A 12,377-nucleotide genomic window follows, 5' to 3' on the forward strand; every position below is an offset into this window, starting at 1 on the left:
AATGAGTGACCTTTAATTATTATGCGTATTTTTTCGCAAGAGCAGCGAATGCATCACCTCTTGCCATAAAGTTGTCGAATTGATCAAAGCTAGCACATGCGGGAGACAGCATCACCATATCCCCAGGTTTTAACTGCGAAGATATTTGCTGAATCACATCTTCCATCGAGTTAAAACGGATGGCAGACTCATGCAGAGGCAAAAACGCATCGCCATCTTTGCCAAAGCAGCACAACTGTAAGTTCAATGCCGCCAAGATCGGTTTCAATGGTGTGAAGTCTGCGCCTTTCCCTACGCCACCAACGAGCAAATAAAGAGTGCCCGTCAGTTCAAGACCCGATAATGCTGCCATCGTGCTTGCGATATTGGTCGCCTTGGAGTCATTCACCCATTTAACACCTTGATTATCCTCAACCACCTGACAACGGTGTGTCAGTCCGGTGTAATTTTTAAGTGTATTCAATGTGTTGTAATATTCTATACCCGCGGCTTTGAGCAGTGCCAGCACAACCAGTACATTGGCTAAATTGTGTTTGCCGACCAGCTTAAGTTCATCGCTGGCAATGACGTGCTGACCATGGTCAATAAGCCAAGTTTTGTCGCCATGAGCATCTAAGCCAAATGCTTGGTTATCACTGCCAAACGTAACCACTGGCATTTCATGATCAGGGAAGGTTTCCGGATCATCACGATTCACCACCGCAAGCTCAGCATGATTAAAAATGCGTAGTTTTGCTGCTCGGTAATCTGCCATACTTTCATAACGATCCATATGATCTTCAGAAAGATTTAGAAATGCCGCCGCTTTCAATTTTAGACTGGAAGTAGTTTCCAGCTGGAAACTAGACAACTCAAGTACATACAGGTCAGCCTCTTGCTCTAGCAAGTCCAGAGCAGGGACACCAATATTGCCGCCAACGCCCACCTTCAAACCAGCCGCTTTTGCCATCACTCCAGTTAAATCGGTCACTGTACTTTTGCCATTGGATCCTGTAATCGCAACGACCGGCTTAGTTACTGCCCAGGCAAACAGTTCAATATCACCAACAACTGATGTCCCACTATTCAGCACTGACTGGATTTCAGGCGTCGCAAGCGCGATACCCGGATTGGCCACGACCAGATCAGCCTTCGCAAGCCACTCGCTATTCCAACCACCACTGTGTAGTTCAACCCCTTCAGGAAGGCGGTCTTCTCCCGGAGGATTGGCGCGGGTATCAATGACTTTAACCACCAGTTGTGGCTGATTTTTTCTGAGGTGTTTAACGACAGAGAGCCCGGTAATACCGAGCCCTACGACGACAACGTTATGTATGTTTTGCCAACGTTCCATATTTGTCCACACTGTATATCTTGTCTGAGAAGGCGCGATTAACGCACCTTCAATGTTGCTAGACCAATCAGAACAAGAACAATAGAAATAATCCAGAAACGCACGATTACGCGAGGCTCTGGCCACCCTTTAAGTTCGTAGTGATGGTGAATTGGTGCCATGCGGAAAATACGCTGACCACGTAGTTTGTAAGAACCCACCTGAAGGATAACGGACAGGGTTTCCATTACAAATACACCACCCATGATAACCAGTACAAATTCCTGGCGAACCAATACAGCGATAGTGCCCAGCGCACCGCCAAGTGCAAGCGAGCCTACATCGCCCATAAATACTTGTGCTGGGTATGTGTTGAACCACAAAAAGCCAAGACCAGCACCAACAATCGCCGTACACACCACAACAAGCTCAGAGGCATGAGGAAGGTATGGAATGTGCAGGTATTCAGAGAAGTTAACGTTACCGGTCGCCCACGAAATCACAGCGAAACCTGCGGCTACCAGTACGGTCGGCATAATCGCCAAACCATCCAGACCGTCGGTCAGGTTGACAGCGTTACTCGTACCTACAATCACAAAATAAGTGAAGATAATGTACAACATCCCCATTTGAGGCATCACATCTTTAAAGAATGGCACGACAAGTTGAGTTGCAGCGGTATCTTTGCCATACGCGTAGAGAGCGAACGCCACTACAAACGCGATCAAAGATTGCCAGAAGTATTTCCAGCGAGCGATCAAACCATCGGTATTCTTACGCACCACTTTACGGTAATCATCGACAAAGCCAACTGCGCCGTAGCCAAGTAATACCACCAACACTGCCCAGACGTAAGGATTTGATAAATCAGCCCAAAGCAGAATAGTGATGGATATAGCAGCCAAAATCATGATGCCGCCCATGGTCGGCGTACCACGTTTGCTAAAGTGAGATTCAGGACCTTCGTTACGTACTACCTGACCGATTTGCAGCATTTGCAATCGCTTGATCATAATAGGTCCCATCCAGAGAGACAGACCTAAGGCAGTCAATACGCTCAAAATTGCTCGAAAAGACAGGTATTCAAACAATCGGAAAAAAGAGAAATATGGCTGTAGCAGCTCGGCAAGCCAGATAATCATTAAAAATACTCCTTCAAAGCAGCAGCGACTTCAAACATACGAGCACCGTTCGCTCCTTTAACCAAAATGGTGTGGTTTTCAGAAACGGTTTGGTCTAGATGCTGCTTGATGTAGTCAATCATATCTTGATGTGTCTCAAAGTGGATACCGTCGCAAAGGTCGCTAATAACCTTTGCATCCGCACCATAAGTGAGAACGTGTTCAAATTTTTGTGGGGCAGCATGTTCCCCGACTTGACGATGAAGTGCAAGACTTTCCTCGCCCAATTCCGCCATATTACCTAAAATCAACCAACGCTGACCTCGGAAAGCGCCTAATAGGTCAACCGCCGCCTTCATTGCAGGGACACTGGCATTGTAGCTGTCATCAATCAATTTGATGGATTGACTCAGTTGCTCAACGTCTACCCGGCCTTTAACCTTGTTGAGATGCATCAGACCAGATTGAATCTCTTCCATCGTCGCGCCCATCTGCAGAGCAATAATGGAAGCGGCAATCGCGTTTGCAACATTGTGTTGACCAATAATACCCAGAGATAGTTCAATTTGTTGTGCGTCTGAGGAGATATGCAAAGTGAAGCTGGCTTTACCCTCTTCATTCATTTGTATATCGGAAGCATAGAAATCGGCTTGAGCGTTACTTTGCGAAAAAGTGATCACCTTCTTATTTGCAAGAACAGGCTGCCATAGCACATCACCATTACTATCCAAATTGACAATCGCAACTCCACCAGCCGACAAGCCTTGATAGATTTCACCTTTCGCTTGCTTAACCCCGTCAAGAGAACCAAAACCTTCAAGGTGCGCGGCGGCCACATTATTGACCAGTGCGATATCCGGTTTAACCAATTGCGTGGTATAGGCAATTTCACCGATATGGTTTGCGCCCAGTTCAATGACGGCGTAATTATCATCTGACTGCGAACGTAACAAGGTGAGCGGTACACCGATGTCATTGTTAAAGTTGCCAGCCGTGAACAGCACTTGCCCTTTCAACTGCAAAATGCTCGCCACCATCTCTTTCACCGTCGTTTTGCCACAACTCCCTGTAATAGCAACCGTCGGAGTCTGGCAAGAGTGATGTACCCAAGCCGCAACTTCTCCCAGAGCAACTTTGCTGTCAGCCACTACAACCTGAGGAACATTCACATCGAGACGCTTTTGCACCAGCAGTGCGCCTGCGCCAGATTCTACCGCCTGCTGGCAGAAGTTGTGGGCATCGAATCGTTCACCCACTAATGCGACAAACAGCGATCCTTTCTCAATGGTTCTCGTATCGGTTGAAACCGCAGCGATGGTGATGTCTTCCCCGACCAGTTCACCATTGGTAATTTCAGCAAGTTGAGACAAGGTTACTTTAATCATGATGACAGTCCTAATAGCTGCATTGCAGATTCTCTATCCGAATAATGAATCGTTTCGCCGTTGCGGATTTGGTAGTCTTCGTGGCCTTTACCAGCCAGTAAGATGATGTCTTGCGCCGAAGCATTCTCCAGTGCATAAGACAGTGCTTTGAAGCGGTCATGCTCAATAATCGCCTCAGCGGGCTTCAATAAACCTGCCAGCATATCGTTCACAATAAGTTCAGGACTTTCACTACGAGGGTTGTCGTCTGTCAGCACAACCTTATCACCCAAGCGTTCCGCAATTTCTGCCATCATCGGGCGTTTTCCTGCATCACGATCACCGCCACAGCCAAAGATCGCCCAAAGCTGACCTTCACAGTGAACACGCAGTGCCTGCAATGCTTTTTCTAATGCATCAGGAGTATGAGCATAGTCGACCACCACTTTGGCCCGCTTTTCTGTCTGGAACAGTTCCATTCGACCTAATACTGGTTGCAGTTGGCTTGCTGTCGCTAAAAGTTCTTGTTTGTCAAAACCCAAGCTTAACAAAGTGGCAAAAGCCAGCATCAAGTTCGCCGCATTGAATTCACCAATCAACGGCGCGTAGAGAGTGCCAGCTCCAAATGTGCCTTCGAATTCGATAGTAATGCCAGATTCGGCATACGCGACATTATTCGCCCAAAGTGCGTTTGCAAACTCAGCAGTCGGTGTTAAAGAGACCGCAATAGCATTCGAAAGATCTTTGGCCCAAGCCGCACCGACTTCATCATCAACGTTTATAACGGCTTTTTCACACTGATGCTCAGTAAAGAGGGTAAATTTAGCACTCGCATAATCTTTCATCGTGCCATGGTAATCGAGGTGATCGCGGCTTAGATTGGTAAACACACCAGCCGAAAACGACAATGCTTTCACTCGCCCTTGCACCAAGCCATGAGAAGAGACTTCCAGTGACGTATATTTTGCACCCTGCGCCGCTAGCGACGAGAGGGTGTGTTGAATTTCCACCGCGTTACCTGTGGTGTTCGCGGCTTGTTGTAAATGACCTAAAAAACCATTTCCCGTCGTACCCATAACGGCGGCTTTTGAACCAACTAATTCGATCCACTGTGCAATCAGTTGGGTGATGGTGGTTTTGCCATTGGTTCCAGTTACACCAATAAGTTCCATGGCTGGGTAAGTGTAAAGCTGGCCTGCGATTTCTGACAGGCATTTATCCAAAGCATTTAAATAGATAACCGGAACATCACCGACCATTTCTATCGTGCCATGCGATTTGAGGTCACATGCTTGCGCGATAACGGCATTCGCCCCTTGCTCAATAGCTGACGAGATAAATCTCCGCCCATCCACCACATGCCCGACAATCGCAACAAAGGTGGTACCGGTTTGAACTCTTCGACTGTCGAGTTCCAGTTCAGAGACAAGGACGGACGCCAGACTTGGGCAATCAACCCAAGGGGAAAGCAATGCGTCCATACTGATGGCTTTAGTCATATATGTTCTCCGAGCATTAGCTCAGGTTTACTCAAGTTGGTCGCAATAAGCTTACTGTGCTTACTGCTGGAATTTGTTTTCATCCGGTGCCACGTTCAGGATCTGCAACGCGCCTTTCATAATTTCAGAAAAGACGGGAGATGCTACCGAGCCGCCGTAGTAATCATCGCCTTGAGGCTCATTGACGATCACAACGAGTGCGATTTTAGGATCACTGACGGGAGCAAGACCGGCGGTGTAAGTAATGTACTCATCACTGTATCCACCGGCAGAAGCTTTACGCGATGTACCGGTTTTCGCCCCGATTCGATACCCCGGTACCGCTGCACGACGAGCTGAGCCGCCTTGCTGAGTTACCGTTTCGAGCATATCAAGCACCTGACGCGCATGCTCAGGGCTAACAACCTGATGAGCCATCCCGCTGTCATTATTTTTAATGATATGTATTGGCTCATATTTACCGAGGTTACCGAGCGTCGAATAAGCGTGAACTAACTGAATTGGAGTAAAAGAAAGACCATAACCGAAAGAAATGGTAGCTCGCTCAATCGGCGACCAACGTGAGCGGGTAGGGAAAATACCCGTTACTTCACCAACCAGATTCAGACCTGAAAGCTCACCTAATCCAACCGAGCTATATAGTCCCAACAACGCTTCAACAGGCATTTGCATCGCCAGCTTCGTCACACCGACGTTACTGGATTTTTTCAGGATCATTTCCAGGCTGGCTTTCCCAACTGGAGTTATATCCTTAACTCGGCTCCCACCTAACCGAAGCACACCATTACCTGTATCAACAATCGTGTCTTTTGTTGCAATGTCATTTTCTAAGGCAGCCAGAACAACAAAAGGCTTAATTGTTGACCCTGGTTCCATCGAGTCAGTGATCACACGGTTACGCATTTTGTAACTTTGCCAGTCACTGCGATTATTCGGGTTATACGACGGCGCGTTCACCATCGCCAGCACTGCACCGGTTTTTACGTCCATCATCACAACAGAGCCAGAGGTCGCACGGTGATCGGCAACTGCCTGTTTAATGGCTCGATACGCAATAGCTTGTAAACGCTGGTCAATCGTCAATTGCAGTGACTTACCTTCTTGCTTGTCCTGCCATGCAATGTTCTCTACCACTCGACCGTAGCGGTCTTTGCGGATGGTTTTTTTGCCTTCTTCACCCGTCAGCCACTCATCATAACTGCGCTCGACACCTTCCAAACCATGGCCATCAATCCCCGTCACCCCAACAAGGTGGGCACTTACTTCCCCTGCCGGATAATAACGGCGAGATTCAGACTTAAGACCGATACCAGGTAGTTTTAGCTCACGAATGTAATTCGCCATTGCAGGGCTGACCTGACGCTGCAGGTAAATGAAGCGGCGCTTTTCATTGCGCTTGATCTTTTCAATTAAACCTTCACGGTTAATACCAAGAACGTCCGCCAGTGCATACCAGCTTTGGGTTTGGCTTAAAGCATTTTCTTTAAAGATGGTCGCAGGATCGGCCCATACCGCTTCAACAGGCACACTAACGGCAAGAGGCTCACCATTTCGGTCGGAGATAATGCCTCGAGCAGAAGGAATCGACTTTACGCGAATCGAGCGAAGGTCACCTTCCTTTATCAGGTTATCAGGCTCGATGATTTGAATGTACGCCACTCGCCCTACAAGAAGAGCAAACGCACAGAAAACAAAAAACAGTAACAGGTGAAAACGCCAACGAATCAAAAATGACTCTTCGACCTCAACTTTTGCTGCTTTATCTTCGATTTTTTTCTCATCGACTGCAGCTTTAGTTTTTGCAGGAGACTTCCGCTTGTTTCCTTGTTTGGTACTGGTTTTCTTTCTAATCATTTTAGTGTGATAACCACTTCTTTATCGCCGTCAGGTCGTTTCATTTCAAGTTCCTTTTTCGCAAGGTCTTGAACTCGGCTATGTTCTGCCAGGGCGGTTTCTTCCAACATCAGGTTGCGCCATTCGCTGTCTAGTCGCTCGCGCTCAACCAGTGTGTGATCTTTTTCTGTGATCGCTTGACGCGCATGGTGGGTAGCGAATACCACTCCCATTGCTGATGCCAGAATAAGTAGCAACAACAGTAACGGCCAGCGACCAACGGTAAGTAAATCCGTGGCTATCAACTTAGCAAGGTTAGGAGTGGATTTCGTCATAATAATTAAAGCTTTTCAGCAATTCTTAACACAGAACTGCGTGAACGAGGGTTTATGTCAATTTCTTGTTTCGTCGGCTTTATCGCTTTGCCTACCGCTTTCATGTTCGCACTGCCAAGCTCTTTGATTTGAGCTTCTGTCAGAGGGATCCCATGTGGCACTTCCGGCCCTTTACTCTCTTTACGTATAAAGCGCTTAACCATTCGATCTTCTAACGAGTGGAAACTGATGACCGATAAACGCCCTTCAGGAGCAAGAATACTTGCCGCACCTTTTAGTGCAGTATCTATTTCTTCGAGTTCGCTGTTGATGTAAATGCGGAACGCCTGGAATGCACGCGTTGCTGGGTGTTTCTTCTCTTTAAAACTCTTTGGTGCAGCTTCTGAGATCAGTTTAGCCAATTGACCAGTGCGAGTAAGAGGCTCATTTTCTTCATTTTCACGGTATTCAACTATCGCACGAGCGATACGGCGTGCGTGTTTGTCTTCACCAAACTCACGAATGACCCACGTGATGTCATCCAGATCCGCTTCCATCAGCCACTGAGATACCGGGATGCCAGATGTCGGATCCATACGCATGTCCAGCGGGCCATCTTTCATAAAGCTAAATCCACGCTCGGCATCATCAAGCTGAGGAGAAGAGACACCAAGATCGAGCAAAACGCCATCCACTTTGCCAACCAGATCGTACTCTTGTGCGTATTTCGCCATGCCCGAGAATGGGCCATGAATAATGGTAAAACGAGGATCGTCAATCTTGCCCGCTTCCGCGATAGCCTGTGGGTCACGGTCAATACTGTACAGACGGCCATTTTCACCTAGCTTAGACAAAATCGTACGGCTGTGACCGCCTCGGCCAAATGTTCCATCGATATAGATACCGTCAGGTTTGATAGCCAGGCCATCAATGGATTCATTTAATAACACAGAAATATGTTGGAAGGTTTCGGTCATAGCTTTCTCGTTGAATAATCTTGAAGCGATTTTTAGGACGTGTTGTTCTCTCATGCTGATTTAATCAGCGAGTGAATAATAGTTCCTAGTGTACTGATTTCCCACATCATCGCCACCACAAGTCTAGAGTTAGACGTGATTTAACGCCAAGTTTATTGGTAATGACGCAGTCTGAGTCAATAAAATGCAAAAAACCCATCATTACTATGAAGTAATGATGGGTCTCGAATAGTTGGAGCCGACACATAAGCCGGGTTCTGTTCCGCTTGCGCGGCGGTAGCCATTCGTCTAGGCCAGCAATCACTCACTGGCTCGAGCAACCTACCCGCCTCCTTACGCGAGCAACGCAATGTGGAGGCCTATTTGGTCTTGCTTCAGGTGGAGTTTACCCTGCTACGAACTATTACTAGTCGCCCGGTGCGCTCTTACCGCACCCTTTCACCCTTACCTGATCCCTTACGGGCCATCGGCGGTCTTCTCTCTGCTGCACTTGTCGTAGGCTTGCGCCCCCCAGGCGTTACCTGGCACCTTGCTCTATGAAGCCCGGACTTTCCTCCCCTTTGTCAGTCTCCCGAAGGACGTCAACGTCAGTTTCCCGAAGGACCTCAACGTCAGTCTCCCGAAGGACATCAACAAAGCAGCGACTACCCAGTCAGCTCCGGGGCGGATTGTATAGAGTTCTCACTTCAGAGTCTAGTTAGATCACAGATATGATGTAAGGAATGCATCAAATGATGCTTTTTTGCTCTAACAACGCCCCGTAATGACGTCTGGTCAGCACAAAAAAGGGCTAATGAAAATCATCAGCCCTAATCAATTTTGCTTGGTAAACCCGTTTAGGCAGAGGTCGCCTTATTAATCCAGGTTTTCTAAACCCCATTTATACAGAGCATTCTTTTTAAGGTTATGAATTTCTGCCACCAACGCCGCGGCCTTTTTAAGTGGCAATTCTTTGGTCAAAATGCCCAGTGTGCGCAACGCGTCGTCAGGCAAAGAGTCATCCGCGGTTTCACGATGGCCATGAATCAGTAACACCATTTCTCCACGCTGTTGGTTATCGTCGCTTTTCACCCACTCGATTAACTCTCCAAGCGGCATACCTTGAATAGTTTCAAACGTTTTGGTCAACTCTCGCGCCAAAACAACTTCTCGTTCAGGGCCAAGAACGTCTAACATATCTTGTAGCGAGTCCAAAATACGGTGCGGAGACTCATAGAAAATACACGTACGTTCCACCGCTGCGATTTCTAAAAACTTGTCTTTGCGTCCTTTACTTTTAGGCGGTAAAAAGCCTTCAAAACTAAAGCGATCAGACGGCAAACCAGAAGCGCTTAACGCTGTGATAACCGCACACGCACCAGGAAGAGGCACAACTCTTACGCCCGCTTGACGACATTTTGTTACCAAATGGTATCCTGGGTCGCTGATTAGCGGCGTACCAGCGTCAGAAACCAATGCGATGGACTGGCCTGAAAGTAGCTTCTCCACCAAAACTTGAGCTTTTTGCTGTTCGTTGTGATCATGCAATGCAAAAGTTTTGGTTTGAATATTGAAGTGAGACAGTAATTTACCCGTATGTCGGGTATCCTCAGCAGCAATGATGTCCACATTCGACAGAACTTCGATAGCACGTTGGGTGATATCAGCTAAATTTCCGATTGGAGTCGGTACGATATAGAGAGTTGGCCCCTCATTCGGCAACTTATTTTTATCTGTCATTTGTTTACCATCACTTCAACGATTAATATAAAGACAATTTTGTACAAAATTATAGAGAACTCACGGCAATGATTAACCATAAGCGACTCAGTGTACCACGCATACTCACTCCTGTTGCACTAGCAATTACACTCGCCGCCTGTTCTTCAGGCCCGAGACAACCAGATGGCGTAGATGTCACACTAGAGCCTACCCAGTCGGTTCAGAGCTACATGATTCAAGCTGACAGTTCGGAAGGCAGCTTACAAAACGACTGGTTGATCATGGCAACCAAAGCGGCAATTCAGTCTGACCAATTTGACGAAGCTAACTTGTTGTTAACACGTCTTTCCCGCCAGCAATTGTCAGAAGTTCAACAGGCAGAATGGCAACTGGCGCGTGCGACCATACAGCAAAAGCAAGGTAATTACTCACAGTTACTGCAACAACTGAACTTTCAGCCGTGGTGGAAACTGCCAAACGATCAGTGGAAAGACTACTACGCAATACGTGCGGATGCTTACCAGAGCCTGAACCAACCGTTTGAGGCCAACCGTGAGCTGGTGTTGTTAGGCCAGTATTCGTCTTCACCAGAGCAACGTGAAATTTCCAGCCGCATTTGGATGAACTTTGGCAGTTACTCACAATCAGAGCTGACTTCGTTAAAGACTGAACCAAACGAAGATATTCTGGATGGCTGGTTACAATTAGCTATTTACTCAAAAACGTATTCTGGCAACCTTTCTCAGTTGAGAAATACGCTAGAGCGCTGGTTAGCTGAAAATCCATCACATCCGGCGGCTGTTTACACTCCGACAGAAATCCAAAATATTCTGTCGTTAAATATCGTCAAACCAAACAACACCGCACTGTTGCTGCCACTAACGGGCAAATTCGCCCCTCAAGCACAGCTGATTCGTGAAGGCTTTATGTTTGCAATGATGAACGATGAAAATCGTGATCAAAGCACAAGCCTGACCGTGATTGACACGAATGCTTATAGTCCAGAGCAGATCAAACAACGTCTTATTAGTGAAAATATCGACTTCGTTGTCGGTCCGCTGCAAAAAGAAAATGTTGAGGTATTACAAACCTCAATTGATGGTTCAGCCGCAGGCCCAACAATCCCAGCGTTAGCATTGAACATTCCTGAAGAAGTACAGCCTGGTAGCAATATCTGCTACTTGGCACTGTCACCAGAACAAGAAGTTGCTCAGGCAGCTAAGTATCTCTTCAGCCAAGGCTATAACTTCCCGCTTGTTCTTGCGCCAAAAGGCAGCTACGGCCAACGTGTTGTGGAAGCGTTTAATGAGGAATGGCGTAAATACAGCTCAAACAAAGTAGCGACCAGCTATTTTGGTGATAATCGTCAGTTGCAGAAAGACATAAACGATGTCTTCGGTTTGCAAGAGAGTAAGCAGCGTATTGCCCAAATGCAGTCTTTAATGCAAATTAAGCTGGAGACACAACCACGCAGTCGTCGTGATGTCGATGCGGTCTACATTGCGGCTAGAAGCACAGAACTTACGTTAATTAAACCATTCATTGAAGTTGCAATTAACCCGGACGCTAAACCACCGAAGATGTTCTCAAACTCTCGTAGTAACAGTGGCGGTGCGACTTACGACGATTTGAATGGCATCATTTACAGTGACATTCCACTGCTGATTGATCCAGATCCAACTGTCGCGGCTGAAATGAAGGAGTTATGGGGACCACAATCAAATATGGAAATCCGTCTTAAAGCACTAGGGATGGACGCATATAAATTGATTGGTGAACTACCTCAGATGAAAGCCGTTCCGGGTCTTTCTATCCGAGGTCAGACCGGCATATTAAGTATCGACAGTAATTGTGTGGTACAACGTGAACTAAGCTGGGCTGAGCGTGGGGCTTTTTAGTAAGCGCCAGATAGGAAATCAATACGAGACCCTGGCGAAGCAGTATCTACTGCGCCAGGGTTTACGCTTTTTAGATCAAAATTTTCTGACAAAAGTCGGCGAAATTGATTTAATCTTTCAACAAGATGAAACTATCGTCTTCGTTGAAGTCAAATATCGTAACAATGATCGTTTTGGCTCGGCGGCAGAAATGGTCACTCACGCGAAGATGCGTAAGCTGGTTAAAACTGCGCACATTTGGCTAAGTCGCCAAAAACACTCAGTACACTCAATTGATTACCGGTTTGATGTGATCGCCATTCACGATAGTGGCCGAGATATTAACTGGATACAAAACGCAATATCTGAAGGATAAGGG

At 47.0% G+C, this 12,377-nt stretch carries 10 protein-coding genes and 1 other RNA gene; 2 read left to right on the forward strand and 9 right to left on the reverse strand.

Annotated elements, in window-relative coordinates; all coding sequences use genetic code 11:
• Window positions 1-19 precede the first annotated feature (19 nt).
• The 9 genes from murD to rsmI form a co-directional block, all read right to left on the reverse strand.
• The gene (gene murD, locus WJM94_RS12915) at window positions 20-1,333 is read right to left on the reverse strand and encodes a UDP-N-acetylmuramoyl-L-alanine--D-glutamate ligase (protein WP_444494625.1); all 1,314 of its coding nucleotides are present in this window, start codon (window positions 1,331-1,333) and stop codon (window positions 20-22) included.
• A 38-nt stretch (window positions 1,334-1,371) separates the two neighbouring features.
• Entirely contained in the window at window positions 1,372-2,454 is a 1,083-nt protein-coding gene (gene mraY / locus WJM94_RS12920; RefSeq protein WP_263838004.1) for a phospho-N-acetylmuramoyl-pentapeptide-transferase, read from the reverse strand.
• A complete protein-coding gene (locus WJM94_RS12925) occupies window positions 2,454-3,818 on the reverse strand; it encodes a UDP-N-acetylmuramoyl-tripeptide--D-alanyl-D-alanine ligase (protein ID WP_444494626.1) in 1,365 nt (454 codons plus the stop codon). The genes mraY and WJM94_RS12925 overlap by 1 nt, the downstream gene beginning before the upstream one ends.
• On the reverse strand, window positions 3,815-5,296 hold the full coding sequence (gene murE, locus WJM94_RS12930; protein WP_444494627.1) for a UDP-N-acetylmuramoyl-L-alanyl-D-glutamate--2,6-diaminopimelate ligase: 1,482 nt from the start codon (window positions 5,294-5,296) through the stop codon (window positions 3,815-3,817). The genes WJM94_RS12925 and murE overlap by 4 nt, the downstream gene beginning before the upstream one ends.
• Window positions 5,297-5,356: 60 nt before the next feature.
• On the reverse strand, window positions 5,357-7,150 hold the full coding sequence (locus WJM94_RS12935) for a penicillin-binding transpeptidase domain-containing protein (protein ID WP_444494628.1): 1,794 nt from the start codon (window positions 7,148-7,150) through the stop codon (window positions 5,357-5,359).
• On the reverse strand, window positions 7,147-7,464 hold the full coding sequence (ftsL, locus tag WJM94_RS12940; protein WP_444494629.1) for a cell division protein FtsL: 318 nt from the start codon (window positions 7,462-7,464) through the stop codon (window positions 7,147-7,149). Before ftsL ends, WJM94_RS12935 begins: the two co-directional genes overlap by 4 nt.
• 5 nt (window positions 7,465-7,469) lie before the next feature.
• A complete protein-coding gene (gene rsmH / locus WJM94_RS12945; RefSeq protein ID WP_444494630.1) occupies window positions 7,470-8,420 on the reverse strand; it encodes a 16S rRNA (cytosine(1402)-N(4))-methyltransferase RsmH in 951 nt (316 codons plus the stop codon).
• A gap of 230 nt (window positions 8,421-8,650) precedes the next feature.
• Window positions 8,651-9,080: RNase P RNA component class A (gene rnpB / locus WJM94_RS12950), an RNA gene on the reverse strand.
• Window positions 9,081-9,275: 195 nt separating this feature from the next.
• A complete protein-coding gene (rsmI, locus tag WJM94_RS12955; RefSeq protein ID WP_444494631.1) occupies window positions 9,276-10,139 on the reverse strand; it encodes a 16S rRNA (cytidine(1402)-2'-O)-methyltransferase in 864 nt (287 codons plus the stop codon).
• A gap of 68 nt (window positions 10,140-10,207) precedes the next feature.
• On the opposite strand from rsmI, the gene WJM94_RS12960 reads away from it, so the two are divergent.
• A complete protein-coding gene (locus WJM94_RS12960) occupies window positions 10,208-12,019 on the forward strand; it encodes a penicillin-binding protein activator (RefSeq protein WP_444494632.1) in 1,812 nt (603 codons plus the stop codon).
• Window positions 12,006-12,374: a YraN family protein gene (locus WJM94_RS12965; protein ID WP_444494633.1), complete on the forward strand. Its 369-nt coding sequence runs from the start codon at window positions 12,006-12,008 to the stop codon at window positions 12,372-12,374. Before WJM94_RS12960 ends, WJM94_RS12965 begins: the two co-directional genes overlap by 14 nt.
• Window positions 12,375-12,377 lie beyond the last annotated feature (3 nt).

Source organism: Vibrio sp. YIC-376, from assembly GCF_052353105.1.
Taxonomy (GTDB): Bacteria; Pseudomonadota; Gammaproteobacteria; order Enterobacterales; family Vibrionaceae; genus Vibrio.